Source organism: Pseudomonas sp. C9D1 (genome assembly GCF_056491235.1).
Genome location: NZ_JBSZIE010000002.1, coordinates 1 through 19,232 on the forward strand (window position 1 = coordinate 1; position 19,232 = coordinate 19,232).

General features: G+C 65.7%; 10 protein-coding genes and 6 pseudogenes. 14 read left to right on the top strand and 2 right to left on the bottom strand.

All coding sequences use genetic code 11. The features are described 5' to 3' along the window. Positions 1–1,103 precede the first annotated feature (1,103 nt). From ACXI0U_RS08410 to pcaC, 14 genes and pseudogenes are all read left to right on the top strand, one after another. Positions 1,104–2,063: an AraC family transcriptional regulator gene (locus tag ACXI0U_RS08410; protein ID WP_479550037.1), complete on the top strand. Its 960-nt coding sequence runs from the start codon at positions 1,104–1,106 to the stop codon at positions 2,061–2,063. Positions 2,064–2,970: 907 nt separating this feature from the next. After that, on the top strand, positions 2,971–4,329 hold the full coding sequence (gene benA / locus ACXI0U_RS08415; RefSeq protein ID WP_350448637.1) for a benzoate 1,2-dioxygenase large subunit: 1,359 nt from the start codon (positions 2,971–2,973) through the stop codon (positions 4,327–4,329). After that, positions 4,326–4,814 carry a benzoate 1,2-dioxygenase small subunit gene (gene benB, locus ACXI0U_RS08420; protein ID WP_350448638.1) on the top strand — a complete coding sequence of 163 codons (489 nt, stop codon included), beginning with the start codon at positions 4,326–4,328 and terminating at the stop codon, positions 4,812–4,814. The genes benA and benB overlap by 4 nt, the downstream gene beginning before the upstream one ends. A 45-nt stretch (positions 4,815–4,859) precedes the next feature. Continuing rightward, positions 4,860–5,873 (top strand): benzoate 1,2-dioxygenase electron transfer component BenC, encoded by a 1,014-nt coding sequence (benC, locus tag ACXI0U_RS08425; RefSeq protein ID WP_479550038.1) that lies wholly within the window; start codon positions 4,860–4,862, stop codon positions 5,871–5,873. Between the two features lie 53 nt (positions 5,874–5,926). Further along, positions 5,927–6,692, top strand: a pseudogene (locus tag ACXI0U_RS08430) (1,6-dihydroxycyclohexa-2,4-diene-1-carboxylate dehydrogenase). Positions 6,693–6,958: 266 nt separating this feature from the next. After that, positions 6,959–7,261, top strand: a pseudogene (locus ACXI0U_RS08435) (MFS transporter); the annotation flags it as partial. Between the two features lie 19 nt (positions 7,262–7,280). Then, positions 7,281–8,080 (top strand): annotated as a pseudogene (locus tag ACXI0U_RS08440) (MFS transporter). Positions 8,081–8,163: 83 nt separating this feature from the next. After that, complete coding sequence (locus ACXI0U_RS08445) at positions 8,164–9,435, top strand: benzoate/H(+) symporter BenE family transporter (protein ID WP_479551087.1); 1,272 nt, start codon at positions 8,164–8,166, stop codon at positions 9,433–9,435. 124 nt (positions 9,436–9,559) lie between these two features. After that, positions 9,560–10,411, top strand: a complete 852-nt coding sequence (locus tag ACXI0U_RS08450) for a CoA transferase subunit A (RefSeq protein WP_479550039.1) — start codon at positions 9,560–9,562, stop codon at positions 10,409–10,411. Further along, positions 10,408–11,207 (top strand): annotated as a pseudogene (locus ACXI0U_RS08455) (CoA-transferase subunit beta). The gene ACXI0U_RS08450 and the pseudogene ACXI0U_RS08455 overlap by 4 nt, the downstream one beginning before the upstream one ends. Then, positions 11,204–12,409 carry a 3-oxoadipyl-CoA thiolase gene (gene pcaF, locus ACXI0U_RS08460; protein ID WP_479550040.1) on the top strand — a complete coding sequence of 402 codons (1,206 nt, stop codon included), beginning with the start codon at positions 11,204–11,206 and terminating at the stop codon, positions 12,407–12,409. Before ACXI0U_RS08455 ends, pcaF begins: the two are co-directional and overlap by 4 nt. A gap of 232 nt (positions 12,410–12,641) precedes the next feature. Next, a complete protein-coding gene (locus tag ACXI0U_RS08465) occupies positions 12,642–14,003 on the top strand; it encodes a 3-carboxy-cis,cis-muconate cycloisomerase (RefSeq protein ID WP_479550041.1) in 1,362 nt (453 codons plus the stop codon). 10 nt (positions 14,004–14,013) lie between these two features. Beyond that, entirely contained in the window at positions 14,014–14,802 is a 789-nt protein-coding gene (pcaD, locus tag ACXI0U_RS08470; RefSeq protein WP_479550042.1) for a 3-oxoadipate enol-lactonase, read from the top strand. Between the two features lie 27 nt (positions 14,803–14,829). After that, positions 14,830–15,225, top strand: coding sequence for a 4-carboxymuconolactone decarboxylase (gene pcaC, locus ACXI0U_RS08475; protein WP_479550043.1), 396 nt, complete (start codon positions 14,830–14,832; stop codon positions 15,223–15,225). 994 nt (positions 15,226–16,219) lie between these two features. Here the strand turns inward: pcaC and ACXI0U_RS08480 are convergent. Together ACXI0U_RS08480 and ACXI0U_RS08485 are read right to left on the bottom strand one after the other, a co-directional pair. Continuing rightward, a pseudogene (locus tag ACXI0U_RS08480) lies at positions 16,220–17,419 on the bottom strand (OprD family porin). A 182-nt stretch (positions 17,420–17,601) separates the two neighbouring features. Next, a pseudogene (locus tag ACXI0U_RS08485) lies at positions 17,602–18,983 on the bottom strand (MFS transporter). Positions 18,984–19,232: the final 249 nt, after the last annotated feature.

Consider the following 19,232-nt stretch of genomic DNA (forward strand, 5'->3'; position numbering starts at 1 on the left):
CAAAAGTGATGTAAGGCTTGCCTCCCCCGAGATCGCCTCAGAGCTTATCCATAAAAAGCTGGTCGGCCTCTATGCGATTAGTCGTGAGAGAAATAATGTTGGTGACTACGTGCTATCCGCACTTTGAATAATGGGGTGTATATATGGGGCGTTCTGTCAGAGATTAGAGCTGCTTGTGGTGGCTCCTTTAGTCTGTTTGGTCCATAGGGCGCGTTGAAAAAATCCTCGCAGTAATTGCTTGCTGGCTAGGTTTTTGGAGGGCGTGAGGATCTATTCATAACAAGTATAAAGTGGTCGTGAGGGCAGTATACCCCGGGGGCTCTTTGGTGTATTTATTAATCTTCGTTGGTTGTAATAACTATTGCTTCTTCTAAACATTTTGGGCAGACCACGGATAGATTTCCACTTCCATACTCATCAAATACTAATTTCACTTGGGCTGCGCTGCCATCAAATACTATTCTCTTCATTGGATGTTTTTGTTCAGATTTCTAAGGGGTTGAGTAATTTGAACTGCTGGGATGTATCTTTATGAGACTTCTTTAAATCTAATTATGCGTGCTCTGGGTTTGCTCTAAATGGGTTCTTGTCTCGATGAGGCGTTTTTGTATTTGCTGCTTGTTAAAGAGAAAGTCTTCCTTCGGTGGATAGCAAGACAGCATTTCAACGGTCTGTTGCACGAATTCATCGTCTGGAAAATGGTCGTCCAATAGCGATTCAAGGTTGTTGGAAGCACTGATGTTTGTGTCTGATTCGTTGATAAAATTATTCATTAAAATTTCTAGCTTTTTCGGTCCATTTTTTTTTCCTTTTTGGGTTTATGGCACCGAGGGTGTCAATGGCTCTGATTTAGGAATCTGCAAGCGCTTTTGCCTGTATTGTGCCTCCTTGATGGGATGAGCGCTCGTCAGCTATGAGTTTGCCGGTAGGGGCGAATGGTAGCGGCTAGTGCTGGCCTCGCCAGCCTTTGGCCTGGCTCATTAAACTACTGCTGTGTCCGATAATCGAACAGATATCCGCCGACGAATTGCTTGGTTCGCGAGCCCGGCGGATACCGTGCCGGTCACTATGGCTCCGTAAATAACAACAAGAGTGCGTTGGACATGGAAAATTGCCTGCTGAGCGAGCGCAGCATGGTGTTTGAGCGTGCCGACCCTTACCCGGTGTCGGGTTACGTCAACCAGCATGTCGGCTCCCACGATATCCGTCTGCCCACCGTGGGGCGACCCGAGGCCAGCCTCAATCACCGCAAGTTCGCCAGCCTGGACCTGTGCCGTATCAGCTATGGCGGCAGCGTGCGGGTCACCTCTCCGGCCCTGGAGACCATCTACCACCTGCAGGTGCTGCTGCGCGGCAATTGCCTGTGGCGCGGGCATCGCCAGGAGCACTACCTGGCGCCGGGCGAGCTGCTGCTGATCAACCCCGACGACCCGGTCGACCTGACCTATTCAGACGACTGCGAGAAATTCATCCTGAAGATGCCGGTGGCGCTCATGGAGGCGGTCTGCGACGAGCAGCGCTGGCTGCGCCCGGGCGACGGCGTGCGCTTCCTGCAGAACCGCTATCGCCTGCTGGAACTGGACGGCTTCATCAACCTGCTGGCCATGGTCTGCCAGGAGGCGGAAAGCAGCGACCCCTTGCTGCGGGTGCAGGACCACTACACCCAGATCGTCGCCAGCAAGATGCTCACCCTGATGCGCACCAACGTAAGTCGTGAGCAGCTCGGTTCCCAGGCGGCGTCCTTCGAGCGCATCGCCGATCACATCGAGCGCAACCTCAAGCAGGACATCACCAGCGAGGAACTGGCTGCCCAGGCGCAGATGAGCTTGCGCTCGCTCTACGCCCTGTTCGAACGTCACGCCGGTACCACGCCCAGGCACTACATCCGCCAGAAGAAGCTTGAGCGCATCCACGCCTGCCTCAATGATCCGGACTGCTGCGTGCGCAATGTCACCGAGCTGGCCCTGGATTACGGCTTCCTGCACCTCGGGCGTTTTTCCGAGAGCTACAAGGCGCAGTTCGGCGAGTTGCCGTCGGATACCTTGAAGCGGCGCGGTTTGTAGTGCCTGTCGTGGGCAGCCCTGTGCTGTGGCAGGTGTCTACAGGTCAACGATCATCGATGCGTTGGGCCTCGCTGCGCTCGGCGCCAACCTACGGGTAGGGTGGAGGTCGCTTTTTACCTCCACCTTGGCGGTGCTGCATGGGGCTCTGGGCCGGGGCAGTCCTGCGGCCTGCTTGGCGAATGAATTGGCTCTGTCTGCGTTAAGTGTTGCTAGAGGATTTGAGTCCAGCTGATTGCCGAGCTCTGGTGATGCTTCTGGTTTCGCCCACCCGGGCGAGTCCCTTTTTTCAATCGTCGAGATGCCGAACCACAAAAAAGGAACCAAAAACGCTTGCCCCATCATCCGGCCCCGGCTTCGCCGGGGTTCCCTCACCCCATCGCCGTTACTCGCTACGCTCGCCCTTCGGGCCGCACTGAAGTGCGTTCGCCGCAAGCGTCGTCTGGGGGCCGGCGCGATGGGCCATCCATGGCCTGGCGCGCCTCTCGCGGCATCCATGCCGCTCGTCCCCCGGCGCAACGACTGCGTTCGGCCTCCTGGAGGGGCGTTGGCGGCTGCCCCACCTTTCTTCGTCCAGCGCATCGCCATGTGGTGCGCACGGGCTTTCGTAGGATGGTGTAGAGCGAAGCGAAACCCATGCGGTGGAGGTGGCACAAACCCTCAAGCGCCCGGAAAGTACCGTGCTTGAGCGCCTGCATTAAAACCACAACTGCTAACGCCGACAGAGCCAATGAATTCGCCCCTACAAAAAACGCATCTGTGCCTTGAAGCGGCCGCCACGCCCGCTATCCGCAACACCCCGTAACCCCTCTGCACAAAACGGATAGCGATCTGCACAAAGCGGATATTGCCGTTGCCCGCGCCTCCCTAACCTGAGCCTGCCTGAACAATAACAATGGAGGCCCTGGCCATGTCCCTGGGATTCGAGTTCCTGCATTCGCTGCTAGAGGAAGACAAGGAGAAGGGCGTCTACCGCTGCAAGCGGGAGATGTTCACCGATCCGCGTCTGTTCGAACTGGAGATGAAGCACATCTTCGAAGGCAACTGGCTGTACCTCGCCCACGAGAGCCAGATTCCCGAGAAGAACGACTACCTCACCCTGACCATGGGGCGGCAGCCGGTCTTCATCGCGCGCAACAAGGACGGGGAGCTCAACGCCTTCCTCAACGCCTGCAGCCATCGCGGTGCGCAGCTGTGCCGGCACAAGAGCGGCAATCGCGCGTCCTACACCTGTCCCTTCCACGGCTGGACCTTCAACAACAGCGGCAAGCTGCTCAAGGTCAAAGACCCGGCCGAGGCGGGCTACCCGTCAAGCTTCAACTGCGAAGGCTCCCACGACCTGACCCGCGTCGCCCGCTTCGAGTCCTACCGTGGCTTCCTTTTCGGCAGCCTCAACCCGGACGTGGTGCCGCTGGCCGAGCACCTGGGCGAGTCGGCGAAGATCATCGACATGATCGTCGACCAGTCCCCCGAGGGCCTGGAGGTGCTGCGCGGCTCCAGCAGCTACATCTACGAAGGCAACTGGAAGCTGACCGCCGAGAACGGCGCCGACGGCTACCACGTCAGCTCCGTGCACTGGAACTACGCCGCCACCCAGAACCAGCGCAAGCAGCGCGAGGCGGGGGAGGAGATCAGGACCATGAGCGCCGGCAGCTGGGCCAAGAACGGCGGCGGCTTCTACTCCTTCGACAAGGGCCACCTGCTGCTCTGGACGCGCTGGGCCAACCCCGAGGACCGCCCCCTCTACGAGCGCCGCGACGAGCTGGCCCGGGACTTCGGCCGTGCCCGTGCCGACTGGATGATCGAGAACTCGCGCAACCTCTGCCTGTACCCCAACGTCTACCTGATGGACCAGTTCAGCTCGCAGATCCGCATCGCCCGACCTCTCTCCGTCAACCAGACGGAAATCACCATCTACTGCATCGCGCCACGGGGCGAGAGCGCCGAAGCGCGCGCCAGGCGCATCCGCCAGTACGAGGACTTCTTCAACGTCAGCGGCATGGCCACCCCGGACGACCTGGAGGAATTCCGCTCCTGCCAGCTCGGCTACCAGGGCAACCGTGGCTGGAACGACATGTCCCGCGGCGCCGCACACTGGGTGGAAGGCGCCGACGAGGCCGCCCGCGAGATCGACCTGCACCCGTTGCTGTCCGGCGTGCGCACCGAGGACGAGGGCCTGTTCGTGCTGCAGCACAAGTACTGGCAGGCAACCATGCTCGAGGCCGCCGCGGCCGAGCAGCGACTGATCCCCGTGGAGGCCGTGCAATGAGCATCACCCATGACGCCGTGCGCGACTTCCTCTACCGCGAGGCGCGCTACCTGGACGACAAGGATTGGGACAGCTGGCTGGAGCTCTATGCCGCCGATGCCAGCTTCTGGATGCCGGCCTGGGACGACCGCGACGAATTGACCGAGAACCCGCAGACCGAGATCTCGCTGATCTGGTACGGCAACCGGGGCGGCCTGGAGGACCGCGTGTTCCGCATCAAGACCGACCGCTCCAGCGCGACCATGCCGGACACCCGCACCTCCCACAACATCAGCAACATCGAGCTCCTCGACCAGGCCGCCGGCGAGTGCCGGGTGCGCTTCAACTGGCACACCCTGAGCTACCGCTACAAGACCGTGGACAGCTACTTCGGCACCAGTTTCTACAGCCTCGACGTGCGGGGCGAGCAGCCGCTGATCAAGGCCAAGAAGGTGGTCCTGAAAAACGACTACGTGCGCCAGGTCATCGACATCTACCACATCTGAACACCCGGCCCGGCCACCCATAGGCCGCGCTCCGTGGAGCCCGACATGACTCATCACATCGCATTGACCTTCGAAGACGGCGTCACCCGTTTCATCGACGCCAGCCCCGACGAGACCGTGGCCGACGCGGCCTATCGCCAGGGCATCAACATCCCGCTGGATTGCCGCGACGGCGCCTGCGGCACCTGCAAGTGCTTCGCCGAGGCGGGCCGCTACGACCTGGGCCAGGACTACATCGACGATGCCCTGAGCGCGGAGGAGGCCGAGCAGGGCTACGTGCTCACCTGCCAGATGCGCGCGGCCAGCGATTGCGTGGTGCGGGTGCCGGCCTCGTCCGCGCTGTGCAAGACCCAGCAGGCCAGCTTCGACGCGGCCATCAGCGCCGTGCGCCAGCTGTCCGACAGCACCATCTCGCTGTCGATCAAGGGCGAGTCCCTGAGCCGCCTGGCCTTCCTGCCGGGACAGTACGTCAACCTCAGGGTGCCGGGCAGCGAACAGTCCCGCGCCTACTCCTTCAGCTCGTTGCAGAAGGACGGCGAGGTCAGCTTCCTGATCCGCAACGTACCCGGCGGCCTGATGAGCAGCTTCCTCACCGGGCTGGCGAAGGCCGGCGACAGCATGAGCCTGGTGGGGCCGCTGGGCAGCTTCTACCTGCGCGACATCCGCCGGCCACTGCTGTTGCTGGCCGGTGGCACCGGCTTGGCGCCCTTCACCGCGATGCTGGAGAAGGTCGCCGAGCAGGGCAGCGAACACCCCCTGCACCTGATCTACGGCGTGACCAACGACTTCGACCTGGTGGAGCTGGATCGCCTGGAGGCCTTCGCCGCGCGCATCCCCAATTTCAGTTTCAGCGCCTGCGTGGCCAACCCCGAGAGCGGCTACCCGCACAAGGGCTACGTCACCCAGCACATCGAACCGCGCCACCTCAACGACGGCGACGTCGACATCTACCTCTGCGGCCCGCCGCCGATGGTGGAGGCGGTGAGCCGGTTGATCCGCGAGCAGGGCGTGCAGCCGGCGAATTTCTACTACGAGAAGTTCGCCGCCCGCGCCGCCTGAGTACGACCCCGACCCGTGAACCTCCTGGTGGCCGGCAACGGCAGAGGACCGTCATGAGCAACAGATTCAACGACAAGGTCGCGCTGGTCACCGGCGCGGCCCAGGGCATCGGCCGCCGTGTGGCCGAGCGCCTGGTGGAAGAGGGCGCCCGCCTGGTGGCGGTGGACCGCTCCGAGCGGTCTTCGAGCTGCGCGAACAGCTGGGGGAAGGCCGTGTGCTGGCGCTGACCGCCGACCTCGAGCAATACGCCGAATGCAGCCGGGTGATGGCGGCGGCGGTGGCACGCTTCGGGCGCCTCGATGTGCTGGTCAACAACGTCGGCGGCACCCTCTGGGCCAAGCCGTTGAGCACTACGAAGTGCACGAGATCGAGGCCGAGGTGCGGCGCTCGCTGTTCCCCACGCTCTGGTGCTGCCACGCGGCGCTGCCCTACATGCTGGAGCGGGGCGCGGGAGCCATCGTCAACGTTTCCTCCATCGCCACCCGCAGCCTCAACCGCGTGCCCTATGGCGCGGCCAACGTCAACGCGCTCACCGCCTGCCTGGCGTTCGAGAACGCCGGGCGCGGCATCCGCGTCAACGCCACCGCGCCCGGTGGCACCGAGGCACCGCCCCGGCGTATCCCGCGCAACACGGCGGAGCAGAGCGCCCAGGAGAAGATCTGGTACCAGCAGATCGTCGACCAGACCCTCGACAGCAGCCTGATGAAACGCTACGGCAGCATCGACGAACAGGCCGCCGCGATCCTCTTCCTGGCTTCCGACGAAGCCTCCTACATCACCGGCGTGACCCTGCCGGTAGGCGGTGGCGACCTGGGCTGAAACCCGAGCCGCGGTTCCACCCGCAACGCTTTCTCGACAACAAGAACAAGAGACGAATGCCATGCGAAAACTCGACGTACACGCGATCATCGACGACGCGCGCTTCACGCCCTTCCACTGGATGGTGATGGGCTGGTGCGCCCTGCTGCTGATCTTCGACGGCTATGACCTGTTCATCTACGGCGTGGTCTTGCCGGTACTGATGAAGGAGTGGGCTGACACCCCTGGAAGCGGGCGCCCTGGGCAGCTACGCGCTGTTCGGCATGATGTTCGGTGCGCTGTTCTTCGGCCCCCTGGCCGACCGCATCGGCCGCAAGCGCGGCATCGCCATCTGCTTCGTGCTGTTCTCCGGCTTCACCGTGCTCAACGGCCTGGCGCGCAACCCCACCGAGTTCGGCATCTGCCGCTTCATGGCCGGGCTGGGCATCGGCGGGTTGATGCCCAACGTGGTGGCGCTGATGAACGAGTACGCGCCAAAGCGGCTGCGCAGCACCCTGGTCGCCATCATGTTCAGTGGCTATTCCCTGGGCGGCATGCTCTCCGCCGGCGTCGGCATCTACATGCTGCTCGCGTTTCGGCTGGGAGGCGATGTTCTTCGCCGCCGCCGTGCCGCTGCTGTTGCTACCGCTGATCCTCTGGTACCTGCCCGAGTCCGTCGGCTTCCTGCTGCGCCAGGGCCGCACCGAACAGGCGCGGGCCATCCTGCGCAAGGTCGACCCGCAGCGGGAGCTGCGCGATGACGACCTGCTCGAACTGGTGGAGGTGAAGGCCCAGGGCGCACCGGTGCTGGAGCTGTTCCGCGAAGGGCGCGCCCTGCGCACGCTGATGCTGTGGATCGCCTTCTTCTGCTGCCTGCTGATGGTTTACGCGCTCAGTTCCTGGCTGCCGAGCTGATGGCCAACGCCGGCTACAGCCTGGGTTCGAGCCTGTCCTTCCTGCTGGCGCTGAACCTGGGCGGCATGTTCGGCGCCATCGCCGGCGGCTTCCTCGGTGATCGCTTCAACCTGCCTCGGGTGGTAGCGGCCTTCTTCATCGTCGCGGCGCTGTCCATCAGTCTGCTCGGTTTCAAGAGCCCGACACCGCTGCTCTACCTGCTGATCGGCATCGCCGGCGCCACCACCATCGGCACGCAGATCCTGCTGTATGCCACGGCGGCGCAGTTCAACGGTTTGGCCATCCGCTCCACCGGCCTTGGCTGGGCCTCCGGCATCGGCCGCAACGGCGCCATCGTCGGGCCGTTGCTGGGCGGTGCGCTGCTGGGCATCAACCTACCGCTGCAGCTGAACTTCATGGCCTTCGCCATCCCCGGCGCCATTGCCGCATTGGCCATGTGCTTCGTCTCGCTGCGGGCGCCCCAGGCTTCCCGCTGTCGGCGGGCGTGGCTTTGAAGCGCGCGGGGCGTCGGCGACGCCCCGCCTGACCCGGAAGACAAACAGGAGAGCTGGCCATGGCCACGCGACAGGCAACCTTCCTGCGCACCCTGATCCGTGATTTCTCGCTGTCGGTGGCTGTGGCAGGCTTCATCGCCACGGTCATTTCCTATGCCGGGCCGCTGGTGATCATCTTCCAGGCGGCCAAGGCCGCGAACCTGCCCGACGCGGTGCTGTCGTCCTGGGTCTGGGCCATCTCCATCGGCAGTGGCGTGCTGGGCATCGTCCTCAGCCTGCGCTTCAAGGTGCCGCTGGTGATCGCCTGGTCCGCGCCTGGCTCGGCGCTGCTGGTGGCCTCGCTGCCGGGCGTTAGTCTCAACCAGGCAGTGGGCGCGTACCTGCTCTCCAGCCTGCTCATCCTGCTGGTGGGGCTGTCCGGTGCCTTCGATCGCATCATCGGCCGGCTGCCCGCGGCGATTTCCGCCGCGATGCTGGCCGGCATCCTGTTCAGCTTCGGCACCCAGCTGTTCGTCTCGGTGAAGGAGAAACCGCTGCTGGTGCTGGCGATGTTCGCCGCCTACCTGCTGGGCAAGCGGCTGCTGCCGCGCTATGCGGTGATGGCGGTGCTGGTGACTGGCTGCAGCATCGCCCTGGCGACCGGGGAGATGAACGCCTCGGCCCTGGTGATCGGCTTCGCCACCCCGGTGTGGATCACCCCGGAATTCAGCTGGCACGCCACGCTGAACATCGCCCTGCCGCTGGTGATGGTGGCGCTGACCGGGCAGTTCGTGCCGGGCATCGCCGTGCTGCGCAACGACGGCTACGGCACGCCCGCCAGCCCGATCATCGCCAGCAGCGCACTGGGCACCTTGCTGCTGGCCCCCTTCGGTTGTCACGGCCTCAACCTGGCGGCCATCACCGCCGCCATCTGCAGCGGCCGCGAGTCCCACGAGGACCCGGGCCGGCGCTACGTGGCCGGCGTGGTCGGCGGCCTGTTCTACCTGCTGCTGGGCCTCTTCGGCGCCACCCTGGTGTCGCTGTTCAGCGCCTTCCCCCGGGAGCTGGTCGCGGCCCTGGCCGGGTTGGCGCTGTTCGCCGCCATCGCCGGTGCGCTGGCCGGGTCCATGGCGGTGCCGGAGGACCGCGAGGCGGCGCTGATCACCTTCCTGGTCACGGCGTCCGGCATGTCCCTGCTCGGGCTGTCGGCGGCCTTCTGGGCGCTGATCTTCGGCCTGGCCGCGCACCTGCTGCTGGGCGTGCATCGACCGCGGGCCCAAGCCCGGCCTGGGCTGCTGGCCCTGGACGAGGAGGCCGCGCCTACGCGCCCGGGGGAAATCCGTCGGCAGGCTCCCGGTGCCGAGAGAAATGCTTAGCAAGGTACAGAGTTGTTCGATTATCGAACGGATAGTCGATTATCGGATTGTTCCACGGCCGGGCCGGGGGTAGCTTTCCCTCACCCGGCGAACCTTCCGCCCTGGATAACAAAACGAGATCGACATGGCTGAAATCATCTCCCTGCGCGAAGCGGTCGAGCGCTTCGTCAACGACGGCGACACCGTCGCCCTCGAAGGCTTCACCCACCTGATTCCCACGGCCGCTTCCCACGAGCTGATCCGCCAGAACAAGCGCGACCTGACCCTGGTGCGCATGACGCCCGACCTGGTCTACGACCTGCTGATCGGTGCCGGCTGCGCGAAGAAGCTGGTGTTCTCCTGGGGCGGCAACCCGGGCGTGGGCTCGCTGCACCGCCTGCGTGACGCGGTGGAGAAGGGCTGGCCCCGTGAGCTGGAGATCGAGGAACACAGCCACGCCGACCTGGCCAACGCCTATGTGGCCGGCGCCTCCGGGCTGCCGTTCGCGGTGCTGCGCGCCTATGCCGGCTCCGACCTGCCCAAGGTCAACCCGCTGATCAAGAGCGTGACCTGTCCCTTCACCGGCGAAGTGCTGGCGGCCGTGCCCTCGGTGCGCCCGGACGTGACCGTGATCCACGCACAGAAGGCCGACCGCAAGGGCAACGTGCTGCTCTGGGGCATCCTCGGCGTGCAGAAGGAAGCGGCCCTGGCGGCCAAGCGCTGCATCGTCACGGTGGAAGAGATCGTCGACGACCTCGACGCGCCGATGAACGCCTGCGTGCTGCCCACCTGGGCCCTGACCGCCGTCTGCCATGTGCCCGGCGGCGCACACCCGTCCTACGCCCACGGCTACTACGAGCGCGACAACCGCTTCTACCAGGCCTGGGACCCGATCGCCCGCGACCGCGAGGCCTTCAGCGCCTGGATCGACGACTACATCCGCGGCACCGAGGACTTCGCCCAGTTCCAGCAGAAAATTGCGGAGGCCAAGCAATGAGCGCCCCATCCACACTCGGCTACAGCACCAATGAAATGATGACCGTCGCCGCCGCCCGCCGCCTGAAGAGCGGTGCGGTCTGCTTCGTCGGCATCGGCCTGCCGTCCAAGGCCGCCAACCTGGCGCGCCTGACCTCAGTCCCCGGACGTGGTGCTGATCTACGAATCCGGCCGCCATCGGTGCCAAGCCCACGGTGCTGCCACTGTCCATCGGTGACGGCGAGCTGGCCGAGACCGCCGACACCGTGGTGCCCACCGGCGAGATCTTCCGCTACTGGCTGCAGGGCGGGCGCATCGACGTTGGTTTCCTCGGCGCCGCCCAGGTCGACCGCTTCGGCAACATCAACACCACCGTGATCGGCGACTACCACAAGCCCAAGGTGCGCCTGCCCGGTGCCGGTGGCGCGCCGGAGATCGCCGGCTCCGCCAAGGAAGTGCTGATCATCCTCAAGCAGTCCCACCGCACCTTCGTCGACAAGCTGGCCTTCGTCACTTCGGTCGGCCATGGCGAAGGCGGCGATTCGCGCAAGCGCCTGGGCCTGCCCGGCAAGGGGCCGGTGGGCATCATCACCGACCTGTGCATCATGGAGCCGGAAGCCGGCACCCACGAATTCATCGTCACCTCGCTGCACCCGGGGGTGACCCGCGAGCAGGTGGTCGAGGCCACCGGCTGGGCGATCCGCTTCGCCGACAGCGTCAGCGAAACCCTCGCCCCCAATGCCGAGGAACTGGCCGCGCTGCGTGCCCTGGAGGCCCGTACCGCCGCCGCCCACGGCCAGCAGGGAGGTGAGGAATGAGCCGCGACGTATTCATCTGCGATGCCGTGCGCACGCCCATCGGCCGCTTCGGCGGGGGCCTGGCGCCGGTGCGTGCCGACGACCTGGCGGCCATCCCGCTCAAGGCGCTGATCGAGCGCAACCCGCAGGTGCGCTGGGAGCAGGTCGACGAGGTGTTCCTCGGCTGCGCCAACCAGGCCGGCGAAGACAACCGCAACGTCGCGCGCATGGCGCTGTTGCTGGCGGGCCTGCCGGAAAGCGTTCCCGGCGTCACCCTCAACCGCCTCTGCGCCTCGGGCATGGACGCGGTGGGCACCGCCTTCCGCGCCATCGCTGCCGGGGAGATGGAGCTGGCCCTGGCCGGCGGCGTCGAATCCATGTCCCGCGCGCCCTATGTGATGGGCAAGGCCGACAGCGCCTTTGGCCGCAGCCAGAAGATCGAAGACACCACCATCGGCTGGCGCTTCATCAATCCGTTGATGAAGGCGCAATACGGCGTCGACGCCATGCCGCAGACCGCCGACAACGTTGCCGACGACCATCAGGTCAGCCGCGAGGACCAGGACGCCTTCGCCCTGCGCAGCCAGCAGCGCGCCGCTCGTGCCCAGGCCGAGGGCTTCTTCGCCGAGGAGATCGTCCCGGTGGTGATCAAGGGCAAGAAGGGCGACACGGTGATCGACCAGGACGAGCACCTGCGCCCGGACACCACCCTGGAGGCCCTGGCCAAGCTGAAGCCGGTCAACGGTGAAGGCAAGACCGTCACCGCTGGCAATGCCTCGGGAGTCAACGACGGCGCCGTGGCGCTGATCCTCGCCAGCGCCGAGGCGGTGAAGAAGCACGGCCTGACCCCGCGCGCGAAAGTGCTGGGCATGGCCAGCGCCGGCGTGGCGCCACGGGTCATGGGCATCGGCCCGGTGCCGGCGGTGCGCAAGCTGCTGGAGCGCCTGAACCTGGGCATCGACCAGTTCGACGTGATCGAACTCAACGAAGCCTTCGCCGCCCAAGGGCTGGCTGTGACCCGTGACCTTGGCCTCGCCGACGATGACGCCCGGGTCAACCCCAACGGCGGCGCCATCGCCCTCGGCCACCCCCTGGGCGCCAGCGGCGCGCGCCTGGTGCAGACCGCGTTGCACCAGCTGGAGAAGTCCGGCGGCAAGCTTGGCCTCGCCACCATGTGCGTGGGGGTGGGGCAAGGGCTCGCCCTCGTCATCGAGAGGGTGTAAGGCTTGGCTGTGAAACCCATGCGTATGCACATGATGGGTTTCGCTTCGCTCTACCCATCCTACGGCTGGCGGCGTGATGCAGTCGTAGGGTGGGCTTCAGCCCACCATGACCCATCCGACGAAGCGGTTTGAGCTCGCTACGCCTGATGTGCCAGGCGAAGTGCGTAAAGGCTGGTCGTGACGGGCTGGCTGCTATAAAACGATTCACCTTCCTGATTTCCGGAGCACTGGCTTGAACAGCCCGAGCAACCAACTTTTCGATGCCTATTTCACCGCGCCGGCCATGCGCGCGATCTTCTGCGACCACGGCCGGGTGCAGGGCATGCTGGATTTCGAGGCCGCGCTGGCCCGTGCCGAGGCCCGTGTCGGGGTGATTCCCGGCGAGGCGGTGGCGGCCATCGAGGCGGCCTGCAAGGCCGAGCTGTATGACTTCTCCGCCCTGGCCGTGGCCATCGGCAGCGCCGGCAACTCGGCGATCCCGCTGGTCAAGGCGCTGGGCAAGCGCATCGCCGCCAGCGACGCCGAGGCCGAGCGCCATGTGCACCTGGGCGCCACCAGCCAGGACGCCATGGACAGTGGCCTGGTGTTGCAGCTGCGCGCCGCCATCGCGTTGCTGGAAAACGACCTCGCCACCCTGGCTGATGCACTCGCCAGCCAGGCCCGCCTGCATGCCGATACGCCGCTGGCTGGGCGCACCTGGCTGCAGCACGCCACGCCCGTGACCCTGGGCATGAAGATCGCCGGCTGGCTGGGCGCGGTGACCCGTCACCGCCAGCGCCTGGTCGAGCTGAAACCGCGCCTGCTGTGCCTGCAGTTCGGCGGCGCCTCTGGCAGCCTCGCGGCACTGGGCGACAAGGCCTTCGCCGTGGCCGGCGCCCTGGCGGAGGAGCTGGATCTGACCCTGCCCGAGCAGCCCTGGCACACCCAGCGTGATCGCCTTGTGGAGTTCGCCAGCCTGCTGGGGCTGGTCGCCGGCAGCCTGGGCAAACTGGGGCGCGACCTCAGCCTGCTGATGCAGACCGAGGCGGGCGAAGTCTTCGAGCCCGCCGCGCCGGGCAAAGGCGGCTCGTCCACCATGCCGCACAAGCGCAACCCGGTGAGCGCCGCCGTGCTTATCGGCGCCGCTACCCGCGCGCCGGGCCTGGTGGCGACCCTGCTGGCCGCCATGCCCCAGGAACACGAACGCAGCCTGGGCCTGTGGCACGCCGAATGGGAAACCCTGCCGGAGCTCTGCTGCCTGGTGTCCGGCGCCCTGCAGCAAGCGCTGCTGGTGGTGCCGGGCCTGGAGGTGGACGCCGCGCGCATGCGCCACAACCTGGACCTGACCCAGGGGCTGGTGCTGGCCGAGGCGGTGAGCATCGCCCTGGCCCAACGCATCGGCCGCGACGCCGCCCACCACCTGGTTGAGCAATGCTGCCGTCAGGCGGTGAAGGAGGGCGCGCACCTGCGTGCCGTGCTCGGCGCCAACCCCGAGGTCACCGCGCAACTCTCCGCCGACGAGCTGGACCGCCTGCTCGACCCGGCCCATTACCTCGGACAGGCGCGTCGCTGGGTCGACCGCGCCGTGGCCGAGCATCAGAATTTCTCGCGTTAGGAGCCTTTGCATGCCTGCCGTACGACTCGCCGATGGCGACCTGAATTACCTGCTCGAAGGCCCGGCCGGTGCGCCGGTGCTGGTGCTCAGCAACTCCCTGGGCACCGACCTGCACATGTGGGACGCGCAGGTCCCGGCCTTCACCGAGCACTTTCGTGTGTTGCGCTACGACACCCGTGGCCACGGCGCCTCGCTCGTGACCGAAGGCCCCTACAGCATCGAGCAGAACGGCCGTGACGTGCTGGCCCTGCTGGATGCGCTGGATATCGCCCAGGCCTCGTTCTGCGGCCTGTCCATGGGTGGGCTGATCGGCCAGTGGCTGGGGATCCATGCGCCGGCGCGCATCCAGCGCCTGGTGCTGTGCAACACCGCGGCGAAGATCGGCACCCCGGATGTGTGGAACCCGCGCATCGAGACGGTGCTGCGCGATGGCCAGGTGGCCATGGCGGCCCTGCGCGATGCCTCCATCGCCCGCTGGTTCACCCCGGACTTCGCCGAGGCGCAACCGGGCAAGGTGGAGCCCCTCGTCGCCATGCTGGCGCAGACCTCGCCCCAGGGTTACGCCGCCAACTGCGCGGCGGTGCGCGACGCCGACTTCCGCGAGCAACTGGGCGCCATCCGCGCGCCGACCCTGATCGTCTGCGGCAGTGGCGATGCGGTGACCACGCCCGAGCACGGCCGCTTCCTGCAGGCGCTTATTGCTGGCGCGGAGCTTGTGGAGTTCGACGCGGCGCACCTGTCCAACGTCCAGGCCGGCGAGGCCTTCACCCGCCGGGTGCTGGACTTCCTGATCGCCTGAAGGCCCAGGGTTAGCGAGGAGCCACCGATGGACGAGAAACAACGCTACGAGGCCGGCATGCAGGTGCGCCGTGCGGTGCTGGGCGATGCCCATGTCGACCGCAGCCTGCAGAACCTCACGCCCTTCAACGAAGAGTTCCAGGAGATGATCACCCGCCACGCCTGGGGGGATATCTGGACGCGCCCGGGCCTGCCGCGCCACACCCGCAGCCTGGTGACCATCGCCATGCTCATCGGCATGAACCGCGAGGGCGAGCTGCGCCTGCACCTGCGTGCGGCGAAGAACAACGGCGTGACCCGCGACGAGATCAAGGAAGTGATCATGCAGAGCGCCATCTACTGCGGCATTCCAGCCGCCAATGCCACCTTCCACCTGGCCGAGTCGGTGTGGGACGAGCTGGGCGTGGAATCGCTGCAAGACTGACCCGCGAGCCACACAAACGCCGCCCGGATCCCGCATCCGGGCGGCGTTTTTGTGTGTGCGGCGTATCCCGCCCATGGCACCTGTAGAGGCGAATTCATTGGCTCTGTCTGCGTTAACTGTTGTGGTTTTAATGCAAGCGCTCAAGCACGGTGCTTTCCGGGCATTTATGGATTTCTTCCACCTCCACAGCATGGGTTTCGCTTCGCTCTACGCCATCCTACGAAAGCCGCCGCTACGTGCACGTTGGGTTGGTGCGCACATCAATGTGTGGATTTGAGCAGAGAAGGTTGGAGCAGCCGCCAACGCCCCTCCAGGAGGCCGAACGCAGTCGTTGCGCCGGGGGACGAGCGGCATGGATGCCGCGAGAGGCGCGCCAGGCCATGGATGGCCCATCGCGCCGGCCCCCAGAGCAACGATGGAGTGAGGGAACCCCGGCGAAGCCGGGGCCGGATGATGGGGCAAGCCCTTTTGGTTCCTTTTAAGGCGATTGTTAAAAGGGACTCGCCCGGGGGGGCGAAATCAGAAGCACCAACAAAACTCGGCAATCAGCTGGGTCCAAATCTTCTAGCAACACTTAACGCAGACAGAGCCAATTCATTCGCCAAGCAGACCGCAGGGCTGCCCGACACCGTGCTTCCCGGCCACTCCCCTTGGTGGATGAAAAGAGCGTCATCCACCCTACACATCGGTTAGCGCCGTGGTTCGGGTTGGGCACGGCGCCGTAGGTTGGCGCCGAGCGCAGCGAGGCCCAACGGTGCGAGGTTCGGCCTCGCTGCGGGCGTCCCCTGTGGGAGCGGCTTCAGCCGCGAAAGACCTTCCGCCGGCACCTGGCTGTGGATGGCCGGGCACTCCATCGCGAATGAATTCGCACGAGATGGGCGGTCCGTGCGGCCCGACGACCCCTGCGCCGGGTTTCGCGGGTTCTACCCACCCCATAAAAAAGCCCGTCACAAGGACGGGCGAGGGGTTGCAGCTACGAGGATGAAGCGGGGATTCAGAGCAGCGAGAACGGGTAGCTGACGATCAGGCGGTTCTCGTCGAAGCTGTTGGTGTTGCCCCAGTCGCGGCGCTGGCTGGAGTTCCGCCATTTCACCGCCAGGCTCTTGAAGGTGCCGGACTGCACCACGTAGGCGAGTTCGCTTTCGCGGCCCCATTCCTTGCCGTCGGTGACGCTGCCGGTGTGCACGTTGGAGCCGTGGATGTAGCGGTTCATCAGGGTCAGGCCGGGGATGCCGAGGGCGACGAAGTTGTAGTCGTGGCGCAGCTGCCAGGACTTTTCCTTGGCGTTCTCGTAGCTGGAGTTGTAGCTGTCGTTGGCCAGGGTGCCGCCGCTGGTGCCGTTGACGCGCATCCAGGCATCGTCGCCGCTGACCTTCTGCAGGCCGAGGTAGAAGGTGTTGCCGCCGATCTTCGCCGAGAACAGGCCGGACCAGGTGCGGTTGTCCAGGTCGCCGGCCAGGGCGCTGCCGTCTTCCTTGCCGTTGAACCAGCCGATGTTGGCGCCCAGGGTCCAGTCGCCGAGGGGCTGGCTGTGGGTCAGTTGCAGGTAGTTCTGCTGGTAGATGTCCTCCAGTCGGGCGTGCCAGGCGCCGAGCAGGGTGCGGCCCTGGTTGAAGGCGTATTCGCCGCCGGCGAAGTCGAAGCGGTCCGAGGTGAAGGCCGCGCGGCCGTTGAGGGACATGTCTTCCATGCTGGCGTCGTTGCGCGGGCTGTTGCCGCGGAATTGGCCGGCGTAGAGGGTCAGGCCGTCGAACTCCTTGGAGGTCAGCTGGGCGCCTTCGAAGGTCTGCGGCAGGGAGCGGCCGTCGTCGGAACGCAGGATGGGCAGCACCGGCATCCATTCGCCGACCTTCAGCTCGGTCTTCGACAGGCGCATCTTGCCGGCCACGCCGAGGCGGCCGAAGTCGTCGGCGGGGGGCGGCCATCGTCATGTACCGGCAGCAGCTGGGTGCCCCGGGTGCCCTTGCCGCCGTCGAGCTTGAGGGGAAGACAGGCCGAGCATGTCGACACCGAAACCCACCGGCCCCTGGGTGAAGCCGGAGCGGGCGTCGAGGATGAAGCTCTGGGTCCATTCCTCGGCCTGGGCCTGGGTGGTGCCGCCGACGAAGTTGCGGTTCATGTAGAAGTTGCGCGCCGTCAGGGTGGCCGTGGCGTCCTCGACGAAGCCGGGCTCTGCAGCACGGCGCCGGCGCATAGGGCCAGGGCGACGGCCAGCGGCAGGCGGGCGTGGGAAAGGCGGTTGCGATGCGGCTGTTGCATGGTGATCGTGCCTCTTTGCTTGTTGTTTTCAGACATGGCGAAGCCGCTCGCGCGCCGTGGCGCGAAAGGCGTTGAGTGGTGCAGGTGAGTGCGGGGCCCCGGAGGAGCCCCGGGGCGTCAGTGGCTGGCGACGCGCAGGCTGTTTTCGCGGCTGCTGTCGTACTGGGTCTTGTCCATGGGCTTGGTGTTGGGCCGCCGAGGTCCTCCATGCCCGAGGCGATAGGTCTGGGCGCCAGGTAGGCAGCGAGGGCGCAGATGCAGGTGATGGCGAAGGCCAGGCTGCCGACGATCACCGGGACGTTGTCCGAGCCGGGCGGGGCGACGGCGGCGAACAGCGCCGGCAGCATGGCGGTGAACATGGTGCCGATGTTCTGCGAGATGGCCATGGCCGAGACGCGGTAGCGGGTCTGGAACAGCTCCGGAGAAGAAGCTCGGTACATCTGGCGTTGTAGCCCTGGTAGACCATGCCCCACATGAAGGATCGACATGCAGAAGGCCAGGGGCACGTTGTGGATGCTGATGGCGTAGAGGTAGGCGAAGGCCAGCAGGCCGAGCTGAATAGGGCGCCGGTGATCATGGTCGGGCGGCGGCCGATCTTGTCGGAGAGGTTGCCGACGAAGGGGATGACCAGCACCGCGACTATGTTGCCCACCACCGGTATCCACAGGTAGACGCTCTTGTCGAAGCCGATGCCATAGGCCGGCTGCACCGCGTAGGCGGCGCCGAAGATGGTGGCCACCACCGGGACGGCGTTCATCAGGGCCGATCAAAGGCGACCAGGATCAGGTCTTCAACTGTGGCGGAAGGCCTCGGTGACCGGCGACTTGGCGACCTTCTGCTGCGCCTCCTCGTTCATCAAGGCCGGGGTCTCGTGGACTTCGCGGCGGATGATGTAGCCGGCCACCAGCACCAAGGCGCTGAGCAGGAAGGGAATGCGCCAGCCCCATTCATTGAAGGCATCGCTGGGCATGAAGTAGGCCAGTGGGAGGAACACCGCGGCGGCCATCACCTGGCCGGCCTGCACGCCCTGCAGGGTGAAGCTGGCGTAGTAGCCGCGCCGGCCGAAGGGCGCGTGCTCCATGATCATCGAGCTGGCCCCGGAGATTTCCCCGGCCACGGCGAAGCCGACTACCAGGCGCAGCACCACCAGCAGCACCGGCGCGAGGATGCCGATGTCGTGGTAGGTGGGCAGCAGGCCCACGGCCATGGTGGAGATGCCCATGAGGAACATGCACAGCAGCAACACGTTCTTCTGCGGCCGCGGGTATCGCCCCAGTGGCCGAGCACGAAGGCGCCGATGGGCGCGCCAGGTAGCCGACGCCGTAGGTGGCCAGCGAGGCGACGATGGCGATCTTCGGGTCGGTGGAGGGGAAGAAGATCTGCGGGAAGACTCAGCGCCGCTGCCTGGGCGTAGATGAAGAAGTCGTAGTACTCGAGGGCGAGCGTATCCACCCGCTGGCAGTTGCTTTCTTGGCTCGGGAGCTTGAGGGAGTAGCCATCGTTGTCTCCGTTGTTTCTCGTCTGTACGCCGGGCAAGCGGGCTCGACCGGTATTGTGCCGGTTAATGAGGTGCACGCAGGCTTGGCCGGACGGCGGTGCCCTAGGGGCACGTGCCGGGTTGACCGGTCTGGTTCAGGGAGTGCTGCCGGGGATGGGCCAGGCCGTCGCGCCCGGGGGTCGGGGCACGGCATGGCTGGGGGAGGGGGGAGTGCGGTGAGGCGGCTTGGCGTGAGCATGAGGATTTACCC

Bases quoted from the DNA above. Each gene is read 5' to 3' on its own strand.
- ACXI0U_RS08410 (WP_479550037.1), top strand. From the start codon at position 1,104: ATGGAAAATTGCCTGCTGAGCGAGCGCAGCATGGTGTTTGAGCGTGCC.
- benA (WP_350448637.1), top strand. From the start codon at position 2,971: ATGTCCCTGGGATTCGAGTTCCTGCATTCGCTGCTAGAGGAAGACAAG.
- benB (WP_350448638.1), top strand. From the start codon at position 4,326: ATGAGCATCACCCATGACGCCGTGCGCGACTTCCTCTACCGCGAGGCG.
- benC (WP_479550038.1), top strand. From the start codon at position 4,860: ATGACTCATCACATCGCATTGACCTTCGAAGACGGCGTCACCCGTTTC.
- ACXI0U_RS08450 (WP_479550039.1), top strand. From the start codon at position 9,560: ATGGCTGAAATCATCTCCCTGCGCGAAGCGGTCGAGCGCTTCGTCAAC.
- pcaF (WP_479550040.1), top strand. From the start codon at position 11,204: ATGAGCCGCGACGTATTCATCTGCGATGCCGTGCGCACGCCCATCGGC.
- pcaD (WP_479550042.1), top strand. From the start codon at position 14,014: ATGCCTGCCGTACGACTCGCCGATGGCGACCTGAATTACCTGCTCGAA.
- pcaC (WP_479550043.1), top strand. From the start codon at position 14,830: ATGGACGAGAAACAACGCTACGAGGCCGGCATGCAGGTGCGCCGTGCG.